The following is a 24,742-nucleotide window of genomic DNA, read 5'->3' as shown; positions in this document are numbered from 1 at the left end:
TTTCTCCCATCTATTTTCGTTTTAATCTCTGTTTACGGCGGTTTTTCCCATCTGCCATCGCCTGTTTACGGAGATTAGATGATTCAGTGACAGCTTGCTTTTCTTCCTTTACTCCATGTATCTTCTTCAGTTCTGCAGCCAATGACGCGATCGTCGGGTGGCTATACATCATGACCACCGGAACCTCTATGCCATAAATTGATTTGATATGACCGCTCATCTGCAGCAAATCAAGGGATGTCGCACCCATTTCAAAGAAGTTCTCATTCACATCCGGTTCATGATGAAAAAAGGAGCTGAGTACATCACTCAATGATGCTTCTAGACGATCATCTATGATCTGCGATATTTCTTGAGACGGCTCTTCTTCCTGCTGCATAGGTGTTAAGCGATGTTTCATTCTCTCACCCATGTCTCGAACGGAAACAAGAATTTGCGGATAATCTAGACGCAGCACTTCCTGAAAGGCCTTTATCCCTTGTTCTGGTAAAATTCCCGCCTGCTCCTCAAGTGCCATCATGTCATTGACTTTGGCCACTAATGCTGAGTCGTGTGCCATACCGACTTTTTCCCACCGATCCCAGTTTAAAGAAATCACTGGCTTCCCTTCCTGCCTCTTCGCATGAGCAAAGCTGTCCATAAAAGCATTGGAAGCCGCATAAGCCACTTGTCCAGCCGCTCCAAGAAAGGACACAAGGGATGAACAAAGTAAAAAGAAGTCGAGCGTTTCATCCTTGAGTGCTTCATCCAGCACATAGGTCCCGTTGATTTTTGCCTGACACATGCGAATTTCATCGTCTGCTGTTCTTGCTTGGATGATCTTGCCATCTGCCTCTCCTGCCGCATGAATGACACCATGTAAATCACCAAATGACGTATGAGCCAGCTGGACCGCTTTCTGCACAGCATCTTGATCTGACACATCACCGTGTACAACTTGTACATCAGCTCCTAACTCTTCAAGAGTCATCAGCTTTTTCACGGTCTCAGCTTCTTTCCCATCTGCATCACGAAGCTCATGCCATGCAGAGCGTTCACGTATTTGTACTCGGCTCATGAACACAAGTTTCGCTTGATACGTTTCTGCTAAATGTTTAGCTAATGTGAAGCCAATGCCCCCCATACCGCCGGTCATGAGGTAAACGCCATGAGTCCTGAAAAGCTGTTTGGACGATTCCTCTTTGTTTAAAGGGGTACTTGAAGCCTTTCGAACCCACCTGCTGTTCACGCGATACGCCACGACCGCATCTTGATCGTGCATTGCAACCTCGTATGAAAGAAATAGCGGCCAGTCCGCCTTTGTTTCCTGACATAAATCAATGTGCTGACACGCAATATGCTGATATTCTTGAGGAATGGTCAGAGCCAGCCCAGTACATGTTGCTTGAAGAGGATTGACCTTCTCCATCCCGATTACATCATGCGCTTGGTTTGTCACAAGATGAAGACGGATGGCTGTGTTATGATACTGGCTGATCAGCCTGACTAGATCGAGCACAGATAAGTAGTTTGGCTGATCATCGGTATCTTCTGTTAGTTCATCATGCATCCAGATGATCTCTTCCGGTATAAATTCAGATTGCTGCAGTTCAGCCATCACCCACTCTAAATGTGACAGCATATGAACGTCAGCCTTCATCAACTGGTCATTTTCTTTGATCGTATGATCACTTTGACATACGCTGACAACCTCTGCATGCCGTTCTTTCAAATAAGCGCCAATATGACCATTTTTCTCAAAAACCAAGATACGCTTCCCTTGATGATGCTTCTCTTTTAGTACAGGTGCAGAGCGCTCCCATACCGGGATGTAAAACCAGTCTTGAAAATCAGCTGAGAGTTTCTCCCCCTTTTCTGATGGCGCTAAAGCGGTCATCAGCTGATCCGCTTTAAACTGCGGAGAGGGGAATATTTGATGCTCGAATGGATATGTTGGCAGTGACACTCGATATGGGGCCTTTTCTTTTCTGACAGCGCTCCAATTCGGTTCCACTCCGAAACTCCACAGCTTCCCTATAGCCTTTTTCATATATTCATCATCAGCAGCTTGTTCTTTTGGATGTCTCACCAATGAAACAGCCGCTGCTTTGTTCACATCATAGTCATCATGTCGTCTCACAAATTGAGTTAACGTATGACCTGGCCCCACTTCAATGAAAACCACTTCTCCAAGTCCAAGTAACGTCTCTACTCCTTGACTAAATAAAACAGGCTGCCTGATATGAGATGCCCAGTAATCAGGTGATGCGGCTTGTTCATTTGTTAACCAGCTCCCTGTCACATTCGAAAGGATCGGAATCTCGCCCTGCTGATAGGTGATCTCCGAGAGAACGTTCTTAAACTGTTTGGACGCTTCAGCCATCATACTCGTATGAAAGGCGTGAGAGGTTTTCAGCTTTTGGACAGAAGCTCCTCTTTTTTCAGCTTGTTCGAGATAAATCTGTAACCGTTCTGAAGGACCGGAAACAACAGATAATTGTGAGCTATTCACTGCAGAAAGCTCGACACCTTCTGGAAGATCATGTTCAATCTCATCGGCAGGGAGTGACACACCGGCCATTTCACCTGGAGGCATTTTTTGCATCAAACTGCCTCTTTTTAAAACGATCCGGATGGCATCTTCAAGGTTGATCATACCGGCCACGCAGGCAGCTGTGATTTCTCCAATACTATGACCAATGAAATAATGCGGACGTATGCCTAGTCCCATCAGCTTCGATGCGAGCGCATACTCAAAACTAAACAAGATGATTTGTGTATATGATGTTTGCTGCATAAGTTGTTCTGCTTTTATGAACTCTTCTTCGGTTGTTGGATATAACACGTTCTCGATCTCAACACCTGATAACGATAAAATAATGGCAAAACATTTCTGAAGCGTTTCTTTAAATTCAGGGTCTTTCTCATATAAATCCTTGCCCATATTCACATACTGAGCACCTTGACCAGAAAACATCCAAACGACCGCAGGCTGTTGAAAGGCCTTTTGCGGCTGGCCGGCTGACTGGAATGTGCGGCCCGGACCTGCAAGAAAAGCTTGTCGATAAGGAAAATGCTTTCGTCCCTCTTGCAGGGTAAATGCAGCATCGGATAGTGTGACATGCTTATGTTCTTTTAAATAAGATGTCATTTGTTCAGCAGACTTTTGAACCGCCTGCTTCGATCTTGCCGAAATCACCATTAGTTCATGATCTCTTTCTACTGACGGTTTGTCGGCGGCGGGTGCCTCTTCCATGATCAGATGTACATTCGTTCCGCCGACTCCAAATGAACTGACCCCGGCACGCAGCGGCTGCTCTGATTTCGTCCATGGTACGGGTGTTGTATTTACATAAAATGGGCTTGATTCAAAATCAATTTTCGGATTCGGTTTTTTATAATGAAGGCTAGGCGGCAGCATCTGATGGTACAGACTAAGCGTTGTCTTGATAAAACCTGCAATCCCTGCGGCTGAGTCAAGATGACCAATATTGGTTTTCACAGACCCAATCGCACAAAACTGTTTTTTATCCGTTTGAAAGGCTTGCTTTAGTGACTCAATTTCAACTGGATCTCCAAGAGTCGTACCTGTGCCATGTGCTTCAATATAAGATATACTCTCAGCTTCTACGCGACTGATGTTGAGTGCCTTTTTAATGACTTCGCTTTGTCCTTCTATACTTGGTGCTGTGTAGCCAACCTTCCGCCCGCCGTCATTGTTATAGGCTGAACCTTTAATCACGCCATAGATATGGTCCTTATCCTTTAGTGCCTGCTTTAATGATTTGAGCACAACAACACCGCAGCCCTCGCCGCCAACGGTTCCTTCTGCCTGTTCATCAAAAGCCCGGCAGTGCCCATCCGGCGACATGATCATGCCCTCTTGATACATGTATCCTTTTTTGTGAGGGGTCGTAATGGTGACGCCGCCTGCGAGTGCCATTTTACATTCTCCGGTAATCAGGGCGCGCGCCGCCATATGAATGGCAGTCAAAGAGGAAGAACAAGCTGTATCAACAGCTACGCTCGGTCCCTTCAAATTCAATTTGTAGGATACCTTTGTGTTCATGAAATCTTTATCTGTTAACTGAACAGCCGCAAATTGTTCAGATGAGTGATTCGTTCTCATCAGCATGGAAGCAGCTTGCCAATATAAATTAGCAGAAGCAGCTCCAAATAAACCAATCGGTTCCTGATAGGTTTCAGGGTTATAGCCTGCATCTTCAAGGGATTCCCATGCCACCTCATGAAACATGCGGATTTGCGGGTCCATTACTTCTGCTTCACGCTGTGAATAACCAAAGAAATCTGCATCAAAGTGATCATGCTGATCGACTGCTCCTTTGGCACGTACATATTGCTCATGGTCTAATGCTTCTTTCTCAACCCCTGCCTCAAGCAGCTCTTCCTTCGAAAAGAACGTAATGGACTCTCTTCCATTTGCAAGGTTGTCCCAAAAGTGATGAATATTCTTTGCTCCCGGAAAACGGCAGGCCATCCCAACCACTGCAACCTCTAATCCTGTGAACTTACTCATCTATCATCCCGCCTAACAGTTGAGCGGCACTTTCTAAGTCATCCGCTTCATTTTCTCCATCATTTTCGATCTGTTTCTCTTGCCCTGAGACTTTGTTTCTCAATTGAGCGGCTATTTGCGAAACAGTTGTATATTGGAACAGCTCCATCACTGTCAGCTCCTGCTGAAATTCCTCTTTCACTTTATTGGACAGTTCAACGATATTAAAAGAGTTCCCGCCTAAATCGAAAAACGGTTCATCTATACGTATCTGCGCAGCAGGGACTTGTAAAATAGATGCGAAAATGCGAACAAGCTTCTGCTCTGTTTCATTATGTGCTTGAATGGTCAACGGCTCTTGATTGCCTGCCACTTGATCTTCTGGATTCGGCAGTGCTTGGATATCCAATTTCCCTGATAGATTCAAAGGAAATTGTTCTATTTGAATGACATGCCTCGGCACCATATAACCTGGTAACCTTTCACTTAAAGACTGACGAAGCGCACGCTGATCTATCGCTTGTTTTGCCAGCATATATGCGCAAATGTATTGGTCCTGATCCTTCGTTTCCTTAGGAATGACAATGACATCTTGAATCAGTCCTTGCATATGCGGGTCATCAAGAATCGCTCTGCGGATCTCCTCGAGCTCAATTCGATACCCTCTGATTTTCACTTGGCCATCGTTTCTTTTAGCAAATTCTATCAACCCATCAAACCGCCATCTTGCAAGGTCTCCCGTACCGTATAACATCCCGCTGCTCAGCTCTGGTTTTTTGATAAATTTCTCCTTGCTCAGATCAGGGTGATTGATGTACCCACGACCTACACCATCGCCTGCTATATATAGTTCGCCAAAGACGCCAATCGGAACTGGCTCCCCTTGCGCGTCACATATGAAAATATGCTCATTCGGCATCGGCTGCCCAATAGGAATGACCTGCTCGTCCCAGTCATGGGGAATCAAAAAGGATGATGACTGAACCGTACATTCAGTCGGCCCATACGCATTAATCATGATCGGTTTTTCACCTGATATATGCTGTAAAAATTGATCCATCAGCTCTTTTGTGAACACCTCTCCGCCCACCAGCAGCATGTTCAAAGCAGGCAGGTCTTGTTTTGATTGCGCTGCTGCCTTGTTCATCAGCTTTAAGTGAGAAGGGGTCACATCAGACAGCTGAATGTGGTTTTCTTGGTAAAACGACCATAACGCATGCCCATCCATACGGACTTCATCTTTGGCAATATGCAGCGTATGCCCGAGGAGCAATGCCGGGAACAATGTTTGAACAGACGCATCAAAAATGTGTGAAGCCAGCATCCCTACTTGCAAAGGATCAGGGAGCAGATCAAAAAAGCGCGTTTTCATTCCATATACCAAATTAATGACATGACGATGTTCAATAACGACCCCTTTTGGATGCCCTGTCGTTCCTGATGTATACAGGACATACGCCATATCCGAAGGCGAAATAGACCAAGTCAGATTCTCTTTTATTGGCGATTCTTGAAGCATGTCTTGAATCACATGAACCTCGACATCCAATCCTTCGTGCCCGTCCGCATCCGAGACAATAACTGCAGCACCGCTGTTTTTGAGCATATACCGAATTCTTTCGATCGGCAGATGGACATCAATCGGTAAATAAGCATAGCCAGCCTTTAAGATGCCAAGAATGGCAATGACCAGTTCAGCAGACCGGTTCATTCTGAGACCAACTGGAGTCTCACGTGTCATCTCACTTTGAGACAGTCTAAGTGCAATGCGATTCGATAAATCATCAACCTCTTCATATGTATAGGAGGTGGTGCCAAACACAACAGCCGTTCGTGCTGGATGCAATTGGACTTGTTCTTGAAATAACGACACAATATCACGATCCACTGGATAAGCGAGCGACTCTCCTTGAAACGAATCAAACAGCTGACTTTTCTCCATATCAGATAAAAATGAGTGTGTGCTCATCGCTTGTTCAGGCGTTTTGAGACATTGCTCTGTGAGTGTCATGAAATGTCTGGAGAACTGCTCCATCATTTGATCGTCATAAATGGAAGCATCCCAGTGAACTTCAGCATGAAGGTGATCTTGTTCTTTCTTCCAAACAATGAGCACATCCGCATGCAGCTGCTCTCGGTCAGCATGCCCATGCAATGGCTCAAACGCACATGCCAGATTGACACGCTTCTTGTCTTCTCCTACTGAACGCCAAAGCTCATCCATTAAAATATGAACAGGATAGTTTTGATGACGCACTGCCTCCTGAAACGTTAGTTTCACCGCCTCTAGCCCTGCGCTAAAGCTCATATGAGGCTCAATCTCTGCCTTAAGCGGCAGCATATGATTAATGGCTGATTGATTGGCAGACTGTTCCATTGTAGGAACAGTCACCATCAACTCAGTTTTTCCGCTATAACGTTGAAGCAAGCCAAAAGCGGCTGTGGTCAGCACGATAAACAGGCGTAAATCAGAATCTCCACATAATTGCTTTAACGAATGGTTCATAGCCATAGGGAAGGACGAATGAAGCGATCGGTTTATTTCAGCAGGCTTGGCTTGCGAAACCGTATGAGGAATGCGGCCATCAAGCTGGACACTTGATAAGACAGATGTCCAGTAGGCTCTTTCCCTCGCCTTTTCCTTCGCCGCTGCTTTCAGTTGAAAATCATCATGTTCAATCACTCTTCCATTCACCTCTTTACTTAAATTTTTAAGTCATCTAATTCGAAAAGAGATACGTCGTCTAATTGCTTGAATGAAGAAGTCAGTTCGATCTCTTCTATTCTCATCGCATCTGCTGAAACAGCCCGCATGATGTCTTTCAGCAAGCCTGCAATCCGCTGAATGGTTTCCTCACTGAAAAGCTCAGTATTATATTCAATCGTTGAAGAAAGACCATCTTCCTGCTCATACGCAATCCAGAGTAAATCAAAGCGCGACGTTCCTGTCTCATACGGATAATCACTAAAGGTTAAACCGCCTACCTTCAGTTCTGGCTGATTCATATTTTGCAAGGCGAACACAGCATCAAACAATAGATTCCGGCTGACACTCCGGCTTAACTGGAGGTCTTGAACCATTTGTTCATATTGATATTCTTGATGTCCGAAATCACCGATGACATGTGCCTTCACATCCTGAAGGAATTGCTGGTACGTCAGCTCTGCTTTAGGATATAAACGAAGTGGCAGCATATTGACAAAGATACCGATGACTTGCTGCAGCTCCTCTTGTTTTCTGCCTGCTACCGGAACCCCGACCGTGATATCTGATTGTCCGCTTAATTTATGAAGCAAAATCTGATACACACTTAACAGACCCATAAACAGAGTGGCGTCTTCTTTTAAAATAATTTGCTTAAACGCGTTCAGCTCTGCTTCTTCTATACGGAACGTATAATGCCCACCGCGGAATTGTCTCACCTCTGGCCGATCGAAATCTGTTGGCAGATCAAGTAGCGGGGCACCCTCTAACCGGTTTTTCCAGTAATCACTCGATTCTTTCAGTGCTTCAGACGCAAGCATGTCATTTTGCCATTCTGAAAAATCTTTATATTGCAGAGCGAGAGGCTCAAGCGTCCTGCCGTCATATAACTGCATAAAGTCGTTGACCAAAATATCTTGAGAAAGACCGTCTGAGATAATGTGGTGCATGTCCAGCATGAGTACGAATTCCTCTTTTGCCAGCTTCATCACACCGACTCTCATCAATGGAGCCTCACTTAACGTAAAGGCAGTCAAAAATTGTTCAATCACTTGTTTTTGATCTTCCTCAGATCCTTGTGACGATCCTTTTGTGAGGTCAAACAATGTGACTGCAAATGGTACCTCTTCTTCAATCTTTTGATAAGGGACGCCATTCTCTAGTACAAACGCTGTCCGCAAACTTTCGTGTCTCTTAATGAGCTGCTGAAATGCCCATTCCAACCTGCTGATATCGAGTTTTCCTTTGATTCGCCCCGCTTTAAACTCGTTGTATCCTGTGCTGTTTACATCCATTTGCTGCATGAGATACAACCGTTTTTGCGCAGACGACAGAGGATAATGCTCCTTCACTTCGGCTTTTTCAATCGCATGATAAGCAGCAGTATCTGCTTGGTCGATATATGCTGCCATTAATCGTATCGTAGGTATTTGGAAAAATTGTGGCAGTGTCAGCTCTACACTAAATGCACGATGAATGATGCCAATGAAGGTAATCGCCTTAAGAGAATCTCCACCCATTTCAAAGAAATGATCATCTATGCCAATGTCATCAATCTTAAAGAATGCTTGCCAATGTTGACTTAATTCCTTCTCCAGCTCTGTTTCAGGTGCCGCATAATTCGTTGAAAGCGCTGGCCGAGAATACAAGTTTCCATCTTGTACATGCTCTCCGCCGCTCTCTTCCTCACGGGATAAACGGTCTACATATCTGTGAATACGATCATGTAAAGATGTTGTCGAAATAACCATTTGTTCCACTTGATCCAGTGAAAGCAATCGTTCAAAGATCATTCTTCCTTCTTTTTCTGTAATTAACGTTTCGGTGACATCATCTCCGATTGGAAGATCGAGCTGCTTCCCCTGCTCAAATTCCCAGCCGTCAAAGCTAATGACAGACCACTGTGTTTCTGAACGTAGATTGCGTTCATACACGTACGCATCGATGAAATGATTCACAGCTGTATAGGCTGTAAAACCGAGGCCGCCCAAGATCGGTGACAAAGATGACAGTACAAAACAGAAATCAAGGGATCGATCACCTAAGGCGGCATCAAGATGAAGTACGCCATTCATCTTAGCTTCAAAATGCGGCTCCGAAAATGTGACATCTGTTTGCTCCATCACCCGGAAAGATTGGTCGCCTGTCACTCCAGCTGCATAGATCACACCGTCGATCTGTCCATATGACGCATCCACTGTGTTGATCAATTGCTGGATATCTTCCCTGTGACGAACGTCTACTTTCTGTATGAGAACGTCTGCGCCTGTCTCTTCCAGTGCCATTACCTTTTGTATTTTTTTCTTTGTTGGATCCTGTTCATCGTGCGTAGACAGCCATTCTCGCCACTTGCTTCTATCAGGGAGTCCAGACCTGCTCGTTAAGATTAAGGTTCCCTTCGTTTGCTCGGCCAAAGTCTGGGCGATATTCAATCCAATAAACCCAAGTCCGCCAATTAAAATGTAGACACCATCTTTTTTAGCCAAATGAGCATGTCCTGTTTCGGGAACTGAACCTTTCGCATACTTTTTCACATATCGCTTATTTCGTCGATAGACCGTGAGAAGCTGTCCATACGCTCGATCTAGCTCATCGCTTATTTGCTTCAGCAATCGCTTTTCTTGAACCCCATTTTCCACCGGGCGATCAATATCAAGAATGCGGTAACGCAAGTTCGGTGTTTCTTGTGAAATAACCATGGCAGGTCCTAGATGGATCGCTTTTTCAGGATAAAGTTCAGGCTCCCCGCCAACGGCATACGTCAATGAGGAAAGAACGGTAATCGATACCTTTTGGTCCAAAACATATTTTTTCAATGCCTGGCCGATATAAAGCAAGGAGTAATAAGCATCTTGCTGCGTTTGCTTCACCCATTCTTCTTCCGTGTGAGATGGCTGTCGTTCTGAAAGCCCCCATAGATGACAAACTTCTGACACGTTGATTTCGTCATCTGCCAGATTTGATATGAGCCTTTCATAATCAGATGGCTCATGTGACCGAATGGTATAGCTTTTTTCGTCATGCTTCGTAAATTCATTTCCTTTACGAACCACTACGAACTCGTTCCGTTTCGTCAGGAGCTCAGCCGCAATCTTCTCTCCGAAAGCAGATGGCTCTGCAAACAAAAGCAAGGCTCCGGCAGACGAATCATCTGATGGCACGCAAGGTAAAAGACCCGCTTCCCAATGAGGGGTATAGAACCATTCATCCATTTGCTGCTTTCGTCCAGACTGCTTTGGTTTTTCGTGCTTTACACGATCTGCTGCATCATACCAATAGGAAGTTTGATCAAACGCATACGTTGGCAGCGGCATTTTCCGCGGCTGGCGGTTTAGATGGAACCTGTTCCAATCAATGGATAATCCGTTTGTCCATAGACGTCCGATCTGCCCAAGTAAAAATTCTGTATCCGTCACATCTTGTTTTGCATGTCTGAGCACATGACATACATGCTGATTCAGGCCGTTCAATGACCTGTTGACCATCACGCTTAAATCTTGTCCTGGTCCAATCTCAATTAATTGAATATTGTCCTCTTGTAAAATATTGGTGATGCCTTCAGCAAAGCGAACTGTATCGGTCATATGCCTTTTCCAATAAGACATATCTTTCGCACTCGTATCTGTCATCCAATCTCCTGACAAATTCGAAATAAATGGAATACGAAGTGTTTTGGCTTTCATATGCTTTAATTTTTCTCCGAATTGCTCCGCTGCCTCCTTCATGACATGTGAGTGGGCAGCAATGGTTCCACCTAACCGCATACACATCAATCTGTTGCTTTTCAGCTCTTGTTCAAATTCACTTATCGCCTCTTCTAGACCTGACACGATACATGAGGAATCATTGACAACCGCGAGAGAAATATCTTTTGGAAGCATCGGTTTTAGCTCTTCCTCAGGTAATGGAACACTCATCATGACGCCAGCTGGTGACGATTGCATCGCATTCGCACGATAGGCGACCATGGACATTGCGTCCTTTAAGCTGAATAGCCCTGATATAGCGGCCGCCGTTAATTCGCCAAAGCTATAGCCGATCATTGCATCAGGACGAATGCCCCATTCAATGAAGAGCATGGATAAGGCATATTCAATGGCAAAAATGGCCGGCTGTGCATATTGAGTACTTGCTAATTTTTCACGCGCCTTGTCTGTTTCAGCCGCTAATGGGTAAAGAATACGGGCAAGACTTCGCCCCGTTGCTTCTTCATATGCTTGAAAACAAGCATCCATTTGCTTCTTAAAGTAAGGCTCTTCCCGGTACAAATCTAATCCCATATTGAGATATTGATTGCCTTGTCCAGAAAACATAAAAATAATCTTTTGTTGCTCCACATGCGAATGCATGAGCTTTCCAATGCCCTTGCCTTGCTTTTCTGTTAATACTCGCAAAGCATCTTCTCTGCTTGCCGCAACAAATGCCTGACGGAAACCAAAGAACTGTCTTCCTGTTTGCAGAGTATAAGCTGCGTCTGCCAAATTGATAGAAGGCGTGTTTTCTATTTGGTTTACGAGTTTGTCTTTCATTCGTTCCAAGCTCGTTTTGCTCTTTGCTGAAAGAACAAGCAGCTCAGCAGAACGAGGCATTTGCTGACGATCTCTTTGTGGTGCTTCTTCTAATATGACATGTGCATTGGTTCCACCCATTCCAAATGAGCTCACCCCAGCCCGCCGCAAATGTGAAGCTGGCTGCTTCCAGTCAGTCAGCTCAGTGTTTACAAAGAAAGGGCTATGCTCAAATGCAATGTTTTCATTGGCTTTTTTGAAGTGAAGACTAGGTACAAATGTGTGATGCTGAAGCGAAAGCACAGCTTTGATCAAGCCAGCTGCTCCTGCCGCTGCATCCAAATGTCCAATATTGGTTTTGACAGACCCAATACGGCAAAATTGTTTTTTCTCTGTGTCGAAAGCCTTTGTGAGCGCCTCTATTTCAATCGGATCACCAAGTGATGTTCCAGTTCCATGTGTTTCCACATATTCAATCGTATCTGGTGAAACATCTGCTTGATGTAAGGCATCCTGAATGACACGTGTCTGTCCTTCAACGCTTGGAGCATTGAAACCAACCTTTTGATCACCATCATTGTTAATAGCAGAGCCCTTAATGACCGCATAAATATGGTCACCATCTTCTATGGCTTCACTAAGTGCTTTTAAAGAAACAAGACCAACACCATCTCCTCCAACAGTTCCATCTGCTTGATCATCAAAGGCGCGGCAATGGCCATCGCTTGATTTCACCATGTTCTGCTGATAAACGTAGCCTGATTTCACTGGGTGCAGGATCGACACACCTCCCGCAAGTGCTACATCTGAATCACCATTTGCAATGGATTGACAGGCCAAATGCAAGGCGACCAAAGAAGTCGAACAAGCGGTTTGCAGCGTGAGCGCCGGTCCTTTCAAATTCAATTTATGGGCAATTCTTGTACTCACGGTGTACGTATCATTGAGTGAACCCACTTCAAACAGCTCTGACATGCTGCTATCAAGGGAAGCTGCAAAACGCTGAATCCATTGAAAGTTCGATGTGGACCCAGTAAACAACCCAACTTTACCCGTATAATCTTCTTGCACATACCCCGCATCTTCCAGCGCCTTATAGGCGTACTCATGCAGGAGGCGTATTTGAGGATCCATCATTTCTGCCTGACCTGGCGAATAGCCGAAGAAGGATGCGTCAAATAAATCAGGTCCATCAATTACACCTTTTGCCCTCACATAATCGGATCGTTCGAAGGTTTGACGGTCAATACCAGCTTCAAGCAGTTCCTCATCGGAAAAGAAGGAAATTGATTCTTCTCCATTCTTCAAATTTCGCCAAAATGCCTCAACATTTTTCGCACCAGGGAATTTACCAGCCATTCCAATAATGGCAATCGGCTCATTGGCTTTTCTTGTCTTTTGTTTCACAGGCTGCGTGCCTGCCGCTACCTGCTCTGAATCGCCGCTTAAATATGCGGCAAGCTCTCTAATCGTTGGACGGCGGAACATTTCGACCATTGGAATGCTTTGGTTCAATTGCTTAGCGAGCTGTTGATTGACGTGGATTAAGTTGAGTGAATGCCCGCCAATGTCAAAGAATTTGTCATGAACACTTACCTCATCTAAGCCGAGGACTTTTTTCCAAATGTCTTGAATGACTTTCTCAGTATCAGAAAGATGGGCAGCGCCCGCCTGCTTATTCGTTTGCTGCGCCTGTTTCAAAGCAGGTAATGCCCGTTTATCTAGTTTGCCATTGGCAGTCAGGGGCATATCATCCAATTGAACAAAGTGAGTTGGGATCATATAATCCGGCAGCTGATCAGCCAACGCTTGTTTCATTGCAGCTTGATCAAGTCTGGCTGTCGTGACAACATATGCGGCCAAACATGGTGTACCAGAAGCATCTGGCTTTACAACAACAGCTGCTGCTTTCATACCTGGCTGTTCATTCAGCCAAAATTCAATTTCACCTGTTTCAATACGATAGCCTCTCAGCTTCACTTGATCATCATTTCGACCTAAAAATTGAATGAGCCCATTAGGCAGAATGCGGGCTGCATCACCTGTTTTATAAATTTTTTCACCTGGCTGGAAAGGGTGATCGACAAACCTTTCTTCGGTGAGTTCCGGTCGATTCAAATAGCCTTTTGCGACACCTTTCCCGCCAATATATAATTCACCGACGGTTCCTTCCGGCATGAGATTCATATGTCTGTCAAAAAGAAGAATATCTGTATGCTGTGCAGGCTTTCCAATCGGTACATACACGTCTTGATCAAAATCCTGGTCATATCGATGAATCATGCAGCCAACCACCGTTTCAGTTGGTCCATATTCATTCACAATTTCAATTGGCTGCGGGAAGGACTGCTGAATGGATTTCGCTAGAGATGTTTCCAGCTGTTCTCCGCCTAAAATGAAACATTTCATTTGGCTGTCTGGGAAAGACAAATGCTTAATAAACTGTAAATGAGATGGTGTCAGTTTCATCACATGTACGCGATTATCTTTTATGATGTCTTCGACAAGCAGCTGCCGGTTTTCATGGTGGTAAATCATGATGGTATTTCCTGAAATGAGCGGCGTGAAAATAGAAGTAACCGTCAGGTCAAAGGACAGTGAAGTATACAAAGCAAAATGCCTTGTTTCTCCTCGAACATATACTTGCTTCGCCCAATCAATATAGTTGGCTAAGCCAAGATGATGAATGAGTACACCTTTAGGTCTTCCGGTCGTACCTGATGTATAAATGCAGTAGGCTGTTTGGTCTGAGGTGATGGCTTCTGCCAAGTTGTCTGATGGTCCGGTGTATAGATCCGGCTGTGTGATATCAATTTTTTCTCCATGATAAGCATAGGTGAGCCCTTTAATTGGATGAGTTAAGAGCCATTCTACTCCGCTGTCTTCTAATAGATATTCTATTCGTTCCTGCGGGTATTCAGGATCAATCGGCACGTATGCACCGCCAGCTTTTAAGATCGCTAAGCACGCTATCACCATTTCAATGGAATGCTCTGCTAAAATGCCGACACGCTGCTCCTGTTTGACCCCTTTGTTTTGCAAATAATGTGCGAGCTGGTTCACTCTCTTATTGAGTTGTTCATATGTAACCGTCGTATCGCCAAACTCAACTGCGGCTGCCGCTGGCGTTCGATCCACTTGTGCTTCAAAAAGGTCAATCACCGTTGGTTCATTGCTAGATGTTGCCCCGCCATACTGCCGGAAGACCGCTAATTGCTTTTCTTTCTCTTCTTCTGATAGCAGCTGTAGCTGAGCAGCAGATTTGTGCGGATGAGCACAGGCATCAGACAGGAGATGAAGAAAATGCTGACACCACTTTTCGATTTGTTCAGCTGAAAAGCTGACGGGGTTATACACCAATGAAAAGTGCAGCTGATCATCAAACGCCTGGACACTAAGCGTGAGATCGAATTCTGTCTGCTCAGTCATCTCAAATCCACGAATACGAATAGGCTGATCGTTTTTCGTGAGCATTTGATCTAGTGGATAGTTTTCAATGACGACGATTGAATCAAATAACGATTGCTCTGCCGTCATTCCTGCATATTTCTTTAAATCAGATAGCGGTGTATGTTCATATTCATTTCTTACAGCTATCTCACGACTCACTTCCTGCATCTGTTCAAGAATCGGCCGCTCTTGTTCGAATGAGACCCGCAGCGGCAATGTGTTAATGAACAGCCCTGTCATCTTTTCAATATGAGGGACATCCGCATTTCTCCCTGATACTGTTGTCCCAAAGACAATATCATCTTGGTTGGCATACTTAGATAGCAAAACTCCCCACAGCGTATACATCACAGATGCGAGCGTCACGTCATATTGATTCGTGAATTTGCTCAGGCTCTCCGCAATGGAAGTATCCACTTGATGTTCATATTGATGAAAAACTTCTGAATTTTCATATGCGCCGCTTGACTTCTGAAGCAGTTCTGCATAACTCCAGCCATTGAAAACATTTTTCCAATAGGCGGCTTGTGCTTCTGTCTGTTGAAGGTTTTTCTGCTGCCATTTGACAAATGATTGGTAGGACGGTCTTTGTTCAAGAAGAGGTTTGTCCCCATTCGATAAGCGCTCATATGCACTCATCCAATCGCTTAATACAATCCCAAGGCTCCATCCGTCCAATAAAATGTGATGGAAGCTAATGAGAACCCAGCTGACTTCATCATTCACTTCACATAACGTCAGGCGAAATGGGACTTCCTGCAGATCAAAGCGTTCTTCTCGGTTCTGTGCCGTCACCTCCTCTTTCAGCACATGAAGAGGCTCCTTAGCTTGTGTCAAATCACGATATCGAATGTCTGGCTGGTGCTGCTTCAGCACAATTTGTACTGGTCTTGCGAGTTCCTGCCATCTGAACAATGTTCTAAGCATTTCATGCTGTTTGGTGACATTCGTCCATGATTGTTCAAAAATGTCTCGATCTATCGGTCCGTCTATTTCGATCAGCAGTTGTTCAAAATAAGCTGTTCCGTTCGGTTCCATTAAATGATGAAACAGCAGTCCCTCTTGGATCGTAGTGATACCTAACATATTTTCAATGTTCTGTTTATCCAGCTTCTGCGGCTGTAAAGCCATGGGATCATCTCCTTTCTCTCTAAGAATGTTTCACGAAATAATGGCGTAAACCATAGTTAGCAATAACCTGCTGCTGAATTTGCGAAGTTCCTTCAATAATTTCAAGCACCTTCGCTTCACGATATAGTCTTGAAGCTGAGTTTTCCCGGCTAAATCCACTTCCGCCATGGATTTGGACATTTGTATTTGTAATGTCAACGGCGATTTTAGAGGTGAAATATTTTGCAATGGATGTTTCTGTGATCGCATCAGGATGATTCGCTTCTCTCATTTCTCCAGCCTTTAGGCATAAGGCTCTCGCTGCATGGAGCTGGGTAACCGCATCTCCGATCATGCCTTTGATCATTTGATGCTTGTACAATTTTTCATTAAACTGTGTTCTTTTACGTGAATACGTGACAAGAGAATCAACGGCTTCTTGTGCGATGGCAAGTCCTGCCCAAGCGACACTGTATCTTCCATGGTCTAATGCGAGTGACACCACGTGGTTAAATCCGCCCCCAACTGGTCCTAAGACACAGTCTTCATGCACCTGGACATGATCTAGAGTGATTTCCGCTAGATATGATGCTCGATTGGCCATCATTCCTGTAATTCTCTCAATCTCTACACCCGGCTGATCTCGATCGACAAGGAATGCCGTGACTTGTTCACCGTCTCTTGCAATCACAATAAAGAAATCTGCAATCGCACCAAAGGAAATCCACTTTTTCTTCCCATTTAATACATAGGATTGTCCTTCTTTTTGATAGCTTGTTTCAACATGATTGGCATCTGAACCAATATTCGGCTCTGACAAAGCAAAGGCACCGATTTTTTCTCCTTTAGCTAATTCAACAAGCCAGCCTTGTTTTTGGTCTTCTGTTCCATAACGAAGAATGGCTTCTCCTACGAGTGAATTCACTGTCAATAATGTCCGTACATTACAGCAAGCTTTTCCCACTTGTTCCGTGAACTGTCCATATGCTATTGGATCAAGCCCCAGCCCTTGATAGGAAGACGGTATACCTGCTGCCAAGTAGCCTCTTTTCGCCATATCTCGAATGAGCGACTCTGGTAAATGTTCCGTCTCATCGAATTCATTGGCAAAAGGACGGATATGTTCATCGCAATACTGTCGTATTTCTTCAATGGCATCGATCGTTTGTTCAGCTGTTTTCATGAAGAGCGGCCCCCTGTTGTTTTCTCTCAATTAAGGCGACAATGCGATTGACCGTACTAAAATGAGCAATGTCGAGGTCTTCGTTATCTAATTGGAAGTGAAAATCATGTTCGATATAGTTCACTAGTTTCATCGCAAATAGAGAATTGACAAAGCCTTGTTCAAAAATATGATCATCATTTCCAAGCTCAATTTCCTCATCAAATACCACTAGGTTTTGCTCGATATAGGCTCTTACTTGTTCGTGTAGGTTCATGATTTAATCTCCTCGCTTTTCGCTTTTTTATTGTTTGGCTGGATCTTTCTGATTTAATTCAATATTGACATCTACGTATTCTGGGAAAGGCTGAATCATGCTTAAATCATTTTCAAACAAGATATAGCCATCCTCCCCCTTCTCGATTTCTTTGAAATTCGCAAACTTGTATGTGATATACATCATGCGGTTTCGGTCGGTTTGTTTAAAGTCAGCCACAAGGCGCTTTCCTCGCTTTTTCGCTTCTTGCAAAATCGTTGTGAGTAAAATGGTCCCGACACCACGAGACATGACGCGGCAAGACATAAGCAGCAGTTTGACATGCCAGGTGTCGCCTGTTTCTTCTATTAATGAGAGTCCAATTTTTCCATAGGAACCGAATTTATCTTCAAGTTCACAGACAAGCAGCAAGTGAGAATCTGATTGACGGAAGAAATCAAGTTCTTCATAATCATAGGTTTTCCCGCTCGCATTTAATTGATTGGTACGGACGGTCAGTTCTTCAGCTCGCTGGAGGTCTTGTTCTCCTGCTTCTGAAATCACGAATTTCATATGTAAAGACGCCAAGAATTTCTCAGGCGGCCCTTCATATTTCTCTTCTTCCTGCTGCCTTTGGTCCGCTTCTAAATACATTCTTCTGCGTCGTCTGGCATCTTCTGTGATAAAGACTGGACGCAGCCGATCATCAGTGAGTAATGACATATAATCCACTGCATCCCAGCACGTAATCTCTGGATGAACAGCCTTCACTTCCTCTCGTTCAAATGGCTGATCATCAATAAAGAGAATGGTATCTTTATGAATATTTAGGCGCTCGCTGATTCTCTCTAAAGAACTAGATTTGGCATTCCAATGAATCTCTGGATAGAGAAAGAAATGCTCGATCCCAAAGGCGGAGAGCTTTTCCCTCACGGCTGCTTCATCATTCCGGCTTGCAATAGAAAGAAGGATACCGCGCTCATCTAATTCTGTTAGCACTTCCTTCATCGAAGGCTTTAACATCACTTCATCTGATTCAAGTAAAATTCCATCCCATAATGTATGATCTAAATCCCAGACAACACACTTGATTTGCTTAGCCATTTGTTTTTCTCCTCTCACATGTCATATTGGAAAAAGCCTTTACCTGATTTTTTGCCGTACTCGCCTGCGTCGACCATTTTGACAAGTAGAGGACATGGACGGAACTTCGGATCTTTGTAGCTCTCGTATAAAACAAGCAATGAATTCAAAATCGTATCAAGTCCAATTAAGTCCCCTGTCGCAAGTGGTCCCATTTTATGGCCGAAACCCCCACGGAAAATTTTATCGACATCTGCTGGTGTGGCGACTTGATCTTGCACCGCCCAAATCGCTTCGTTGATTGTCAGCATAAGCACACGGTTGGAAACAAATCCCGGAAAATCATGCACCACAACAGGTGTTTTATCAAACGATTTCAAGAAACCTTTTGCGGTTTCAACTGTGTCATCAGAAGTTGCTTTTCCTCTAATCACTTCAACCAACGCTTTAAGAGGAACAGGGTTCATAAAGTGCGCCCCAATGACCTTCTCAGGGTGATGCATAAGGGACCCTACCTTTGTAATCGAAATACAGCTCGTGTTTACAAAATAGATGGTTTCTTTCGCACAAATATCTCGCAGCTCTTCATAAATGGGTCTTTTAATCTCCCAATCTTCCGTCACATTTTCAATGACGATATGCGCGTCATGTAAGCCTTCAAGTGAAGTTGACAGCTGGATTTGAGACAATACATCTTCTAAAGACAATGAGATTTTCTTCTTTCTCACAAATTGAACCAGTTGATAGGTCTTCTTGATTTTTTCCAGCGCTTCATTTAGTTTTTCTTCTGTGACATCAACTAATGTGACTTGATAGCCATTTGCTGAAAGGTCTAATGCCATATCAGCCCCCATCACACCTGCTCCAATCACACCTACGTGCTTCGTGTTCATTTCTCCAACACTCCAATTCGCTTTAAAATGACATTGATTTTTTCTACGACTTCATTTGTTAATGAATGAATAAAAAAGTGATCTCCATCGAATTCAAAAAACGCACAATCTTCGCTTGTATATTGATCCCAATCGTCTAAATCGAACAGCACAGAAGGCAAATCACGTGTACCATAAAAAATAGAAATTGGACAAGCAGCTGGAACGACTTCATCACACAGATAGGTCTCCAAAAGCTGAAAGTCTGCTCTTAAAATCGGCAGAAAGAAATCAAGCACTGCATGGTTATCGGCAAGTTCCTCAGGAACGCCTCCCATCGCAATGATCGCCTCTTTTAGTTTGGAATCTGACAGTTGATGATAGACTTTCTTTTCTGGAATATGTGGTGGAAAGCGCCCAGAATAAAAGACATGGACAGGCTCTTTGTTTAACCTTGTTTTCATTCTTTTTTGTAATTCATACGCAAGGACGGCTCCCATGCTATGACCGAAAATGGCATAGGGCTCTCCTTCTTTTAAAGAGGAGGACGCCTGTACATAAAGATCATCTGCGACCTGCTGTAAATCGGTTAGAACAGGCTCTGTCATTCTTGTCCCGTGCCCAGGGAGTTCAAGGGCATGAATTTCTATCGACTGGTCTATATAAGATTTCCACGTACTGAATACGGTACTTGCCCCACCTGCGTACGGTAAGCAAAATAACTTCACGACACGCCACACTTCCTTTTGCATTTGATTGCCAACGCTTCCAGCCAGTGTTTTTCATCATGAATGATTTGTTCTAAAGAAGCTTTGATATTGGCTTGGTACCTACTAGACATCTCACCTGAGAAAAGGAGTTTTGCTGCCTGATGCCTCGCTTTCTCCCATTCTGATACAATACGTTCCATCCATCCCACCAGCTCAGGTAGATCGCCTTTGATGAGATTCAGCCGATACAGCTCCACTTTCTTCGTATTGATGATCTGATTGAAAGACGCCACGAGCTTCTCGATATCATCCCATTGCGGAAATTGCTCATAAAATGTTTCAAGAGCTGTAATTCCTTTTTCGATTACGTCTATCTGACCATGCATATTTCTCAGGAAATAAGTCGTTTTTTGATCAAATAATTCAGTCGAGAGCTTGTCCGGTTCAAAGTAGAAGGACGCATAAGAATGAAATTGATCATTCGGCTGAAAATGATCATGAAAGGTGTCATACCCTTTCTGTACATCTTTAAATGACAGCACTTGATGCTCATAAGACAAATTATCTAAATGCCGATTCTCTAATACTTGAAATGTTTGCTGATTTTCATCGAAACCCGTAATTAAAATTGAATGACGGCTATGGGTTGTCAAATACTCTTTTCTGCCTCTCTGAACGTAAGGGTCTACCCAAACAATCACAGGGCGGTCACACGTCACATCTTGTTTGACCTTTTCAATGAGATTGACACAATACGTCATTTTTTCAACTTGAATGCCTTGTAAATTCATAATCTTTTCTGGATCGTGTGCCGACATCCAGTCAATCTGCAGCAAGCCGTCATCTGTAAGCCCATAGGCAAATTGATCATTTAATAAGTATGGAGCGACTTCTTGATCATGCAGCTTCACAATTGGAAAAAAGCAATTGAAGAAACAGCTTCGATAAAACAAATCATTATAAGGATGAATGCCCGAAATCTGTTTGACGGTCATCTTTTTTTCCTCTCTTTCCAGCAGTAGATGTCACCATAAATCCTTTGATGAAACCAATCGTACAAAACCAAATGAAAAACAAATAATAAGAAATCGCTAATTCAATGAGAGAGGAAGGTCCCCATATAAAAGTCATTTTCCAAGGCAGCCCATTAAAGGCTAGCTGCGAAAGAATCATTGGCAGGAGCAATATCCCAATTAGCAGCAGCACCCAGCCGATGCTTTTCAGCCAGACGCCAAGTGACATGTCTCTGCGAACTAAAGCGCCGTTTCTTACACGCTTCCTCCACTTGATAAAACGAACGATAGACACCATTTGCAGCAAAATAAAAAGACATGTCGCTGCTAAACTCAATTGATCAATGAGCTGAAATGGATCTATTGATGACTCTGCTTCTTCATTTGTACCCGCGATCGTATTGGCAATAAGACGTGCCGTTTGCTCGGTGTAGCTGCTATTCATATTTGCTAACACTCCGATAGCAATATCTTCTTTTGGCTGGATCAGAAAAAATGATGAATAGTTTGGGTTAGAGCCTGCATGAAAAAGCGAGTCCACCTGCCCATGCGCCTTTTCTATATACCAGCCGGCATTGTAATAGACATGCTTCCCTTCATCTGGGACATTCACAGTTAAGTGATCCGGATTTTTTACAAAACGAGACCAAGTTGAATCGGTCAATTGATATTGCAGCCAAGTCCCCACATCCTGACTATTCATCACAATATAGCCTGCAGGGGTGTTGCCTCGATATTCTGGTGCTTCATAAGCATGCGGAGCAAGGAATTGCAGTTTAAATCCTTCTGAGACAACACCAGACTTCATGCGTTTTAGCCCAGCCTCCGTTTGGTCAAGGTGATGCCTTTTAAACAGTTCTTTCATATAAGCCTCATACGACGTTCCTGTTACATTTTCAATGATGAGACCAAGGACATCATAGTTGATGGTGGCATATTCAAAGGAGCTGCCTGGCTTGCGATTAAGCTCGATTGATTTCAGCTGATGAACTGTTTTTTTCAGCGCATCCTTTGCAGTATCAGGCTGGATAAGCGCAATGGATTGAAAGGGAATGCCGCTTGTGTGATGCATTAATTGCTCCACCGTCAAACGCTGAGGCTTTCCATGGTATGTTGGAAAAAAACCTGGAATATAGCTGCTCACTGGATCTTTTATATGAAGTTTTCCTTGCTTCTCTAACTCCACAATAGCAAGGGCGGTAAACGCCTTTGATGTAGAACCAATTTCAAAGAAAGTACTGGCTGTCACTTGCTCCTTTTTCTTTCGATCCGCATAACCAAAGCCTTTTTGGTACACCACTTCGTCCTTTTTCACAACCACAGCGGACATGCCTGGAATGCGCCCAAGCTTCATCTGTTCCTCTATCACTTGATCAATGGCTTTAGGTGAAATCACTGCTTTTGCATGTGTCCCCCCAGCAAAGCTGCTTATCCATAAGACCGCTAATAAACATGACATGTAGATAACATGCTGATTTTTCCTCATGTAAATAATGAATCCATTTCTTCAAGAGACATATCCACTGTTTCAAAATCAGACGGTGTAAATTCGATTCCTTCTTTCTCTAAGCAATGCTGTACCAAACGCTCAATTTGCCGCTCTACCTCTTGTAATAGCCGCGTCATGTCTGTTTCACACAGCTGTTTTGCACTAAAAGAAAGATGGAATATCAGCTGGCCGCCCTTGATGGTAGCGACCATATCGATGACGGTTGTTAACGGATTATCCAATGACGAATCAATCCCCGATGTAAAGTAAGTCATCTCATAATCAGATGATTGTTTCAGCACCTGATCAATTTCACCTAGATAGTTAAAGCGTAATTGCGGCGCTGAATGATCAGGAAGCTGCCTATTGATGAGTGAGAGCAGCCCATAGTCTGCACCTTTATTTGGCACTTCACGTATCGTTTCTTTGACAGCCCGTATGTGATCTGAGAGAGATTCAGACACATGAACATTCACAGGGTACATGGTGGTGAACCAGCCGAACGTTCTAGATACATCAATATCTTCCTCCACAGCATCCCTGCCATGACCTTCTAATTCCAAAGAAATCCGCTTTTGATTCGTTTGCTGATAACAGGCTTGCGTTAAGGCTGAAATTAACAGTTCGTGAGGCTGCGTTTGATACGCTTGATTCGCTTGATTGATCAATTGATCCGTGAGCTCCACTGATAATGCCTTGGTTAATTTGACTTCGTCTCTGACATATCCCTCATTTGAAGAAACTTGATACAGAGGCTGAATATGCTGCACCGCTTTTTGCCAATAGCTGAACGACTCTTTTACATCCTCTGATACTGCATACTGGTTCATCCGCTCTGTAAATGTTTGATAGGAATGGGTTTTAGAAGGAAGCATTTCTGCTGTAACCTTCTCTGCATGCAATAATTGAATCAAGTCCTCCACAAGAATTTGCCATGACATACCATCAGCTAAAAGATGATGGGCGGCAAAAATGAGATGTGATTGAGAATCAGTTTGACAAAGCGCTGCCTGAATCAATGGTCCTTGATAAAGATGAGTCCTTTGCTTGACCTGACACCCTACATCTTTTAGCGCTTCTTCCACATTCTCTTCTGACAATGCCGTGAAATCGTGTATCATCAGCGGAATATCATGAATGTCTTCATCATAATAGAGTGTGTTAGTTGCCTCATGTACTTTTAACCTTAATCCGTCGTGATGAATGACCAGCTCTTTTAAAGCATCCTGCACGATTCTTTCATCCATCTTTTTCTTTGAATGAACAATGATGGATTGATGCCAAAAATGTTCATCTTTTAACCGCTGGGACCAGAACCATTCGATAATTGGGATCGATTTCACATCGCCCGCAGCCTGCTCTTGTGAAATATGTAAGACTGGTTCCTGCTGAACGACTTGTGCCATTTCTTTAAAAATGGGATACGTAAAAAGATCTTTGGTTTTTAAATAGAGTCCTTTGTCTTTTAACTTCGCAATAAATTGAATCGCCTTAATGGAATCACCGCCAAGCTGATAAAAATGATCAGCCGGTTCGATCGTTTCATGCCCTAAGATGTCTTTTGCTGTATCTACTATGATCTCTTCAATGTCCGCTGTTTCCTTGGACCATTCAACGGCTGTTTCCACTTGAGACAGCAATGGATCAGGCAGTGCTGTCCGATTGATTTTTCCGTTTTGAGTAAGCGGGAGTTCATCTAGTACAACAAAATAGGCAGGTACCATATAAGCTGGAAGCTGATCTGATAATTTCTTTCTAAGTAAAAAGGACGTCAGCTCTTTTTCTTTCAATTCAATATATGCAGCCAGCTGTTTTTCTCCAGATGCATCGGTTAGATCAATAACAGCTGCTTTATCAACTTCTTCAAGTGCCATAAGTGCAAGTTCAATT

General features: G+C 43.7%; 11 protein-coding genes. All 11 read right to left on the bottom strand.

Annotated elements, in window-relative coordinates:
• Positions 1–10: 10 nt before the first annotated feature.
• Genes GKC25_RS03180 through GKC25_RS18455 form a run of 11 tightly spaced genes read right to left on the bottom strand, consistent with a single transcriptional unit; the run spans position 11 to position 24,741 of the window.
• Positions 11–4,516, bottom strand: coding sequence for a type I polyketide synthase (locus tag GKC25_RS03180; protein WP_187704378.1), 4,506 nt, complete (start codon positions 4,514–4,516; stop codon positions 11–13).
• On the bottom strand, positions 4,509–7,178 hold the full coding sequence (locus GKC25_RS03175; RefSeq protein ID WP_187704377.1) for a non-ribosomal peptide synthetase: 2,670 nt from the start codon (positions 7,176–7,178) through the stop codon (positions 4,509–4,511). The genes GKC25_RS03180 and GKC25_RS03175 overlap by 8 nt, the downstream gene beginning before the upstream one ends.
• A 20-nt stretch (positions 7,179–7,198) precedes the next feature.
• On the bottom strand, positions 7,199–16,288 hold the full coding sequence (locus tag GKC25_RS03170; protein WP_342689910.1) for a non-ribosomal peptide synthetase/type I polyketide synthase: 9,090 nt from the start codon (positions 16,286–16,288) through the stop codon (positions 7,199–7,201).
• A gap of 19 nt (positions 16,289–16,307) precedes the next feature.
• Positions 16,308–17,450, bottom strand: coding sequence for an acyl-CoA dehydrogenase family protein (locus tag GKC25_RS03165; RefSeq protein ID WP_034664692.1), 1,143 nt, complete (start codon positions 17,448–17,450; stop codon positions 16,308–16,310).
• Complete coding sequence (locus tag GKC25_RS03160) at positions 17,437–17,706, bottom strand: acyl carrier protein (RefSeq protein WP_034664694.1); 270 nt, start codon at positions 17,704–17,706, stop codon at positions 17,437–17,439. Before GKC25_RS03160 ends, GKC25_RS03165 begins: the two co-directional genes overlap by 14 nt.
• A 27-nt stretch (positions 17,707–17,733) precedes the next feature.
• Positions 17,734–18,789, bottom strand: a complete 1,056-nt coding sequence (locus tag GKC25_RS03155; RefSeq protein WP_034664698.1) for an HAD-IIIC family phosphatase — start codon at positions 18,787–18,789, stop codon at positions 17,734–17,736.
• A gap of 14 nt (positions 18,790–18,803) precedes the next feature.
• Positions 18,804–19,661 carry a 3-hydroxyacyl-CoA dehydrogenase family protein gene (locus GKC25_RS03150; protein ID WP_034664701.1) on the bottom strand — a complete coding sequence of 286 codons (858 nt, stop codon included), beginning with the start codon at positions 19,659–19,661 and terminating at the stop codon, positions 18,804–18,806.
• Positions 19,658–20,368 (bottom strand): thioesterase II family protein, encoded by a 711-nt coding sequence (locus GKC25_RS03145; protein ID WP_034664703.1) that lies wholly within the window; start codon positions 20,366–20,368, stop codon positions 19,658–19,660. The genes GKC25_RS03150 and GKC25_RS03145 overlap by 4 nt, the downstream gene beginning before the upstream one ends.
• Positions 20,365–21,345 (bottom strand): C39 family peptidase, encoded by a 981-nt coding sequence (locus GKC25_RS03140; protein ID WP_034664706.1) that lies wholly within the window; start codon positions 21,343–21,345, stop codon positions 20,365–20,367. The genes GKC25_RS03145 and GKC25_RS03140 overlap by 4 nt, the downstream gene beginning before the upstream one ends.
• Positions 21,308–22,822, bottom strand: coding sequence for a serine hydrolase domain-containing protein (locus GKC25_RS03135; RefSeq protein ID WP_262417082.1), 1,515 nt, complete (start codon positions 22,820–22,822; stop codon positions 21,308–21,310). The genes GKC25_RS03140 and GKC25_RS03135 overlap by 38 nt, the downstream gene beginning before the upstream one ends.
• A gap of 23 nt (positions 22,823–22,845) precedes the next feature.
• Positions 22,846–24,741, bottom strand: coding sequence for a condensation domain-containing protein (locus GKC25_RS18455; RefSeq protein WP_425389371.1), 1,896 nt, complete (start codon positions 24,739–24,741; stop codon positions 22,846–22,848).
• Position 24,742 lies beyond the last annotated feature (1 nt).

Source organism: Bacillus pumilus (assembly GCF_038738535.1).
In the GTDB taxonomy this organism is placed as follows: Bacteria; Bacillota; Bacilli; order Bacillales; family Bacillaceae; genus Bacillus.
The sequence above is the reverse complement of the archived record's forward strand: the minus strand, read 5'-3'. Positions and strand labels throughout refer to the sequence as shown.

Bases quoted from the DNA above. Each gene is read 5' to 3' on its own strand.
- GKC25_RS03155 (WP_034664698.1), bottom strand. From the start codon at position 18,789: ATGGCTAAGCAAATCAAGTGTGTTGTCTGGGATTTAGATCATACATTA.
- GKC25_RS03160 (WP_034664694.1), bottom strand. From the start codon at position 17,706: ATGAACCTACACGAACAAGTAAGAGCCTATATCGAGCAAAACCTAGTG.
- GKC25_RS03135 (WP_262417082.1), bottom strand. From the start codon at position 22,822: ATGTCATGTTTATTAGCGGTCTTATGGATAAGCAGCTTTGCTGGGGGG.
- GKC25_RS03150 (WP_034664701.1), bottom strand. From the start codon at position 19,661: ATGAACACGAAGCACGTAGGTGTGATTGGAGCAGGTGTGATGGGGGCT.
- GKC25_RS03180 (WP_187704378.1), bottom strand. From the start codon at position 4,516: ATGAGTAAGTTCACAGGATTAGAGGTTGCAGTGGTTGGGATGGCCTGC.
- GKC25_RS03170 (WP_342689910.1), bottom strand. From the start codon at position 16,288: ATGGCTTTACAGCCGCAGAAGCTGGATAAACAGAACATTGAAAATATG.
- GKC25_RS03140 (WP_034664706.1), bottom strand. From the start codon at position 21,345: ATGACCGTCAAACAGATTTCGGGCATTCATCCTTATAATGATTTGTTT.
- GKC25_RS03165 (WP_034664692.1), bottom strand. From the start codon at position 17,450: ATGAAAACAGCTGAACAAACGATCGATGCCATTGAAGAAATACGACAG.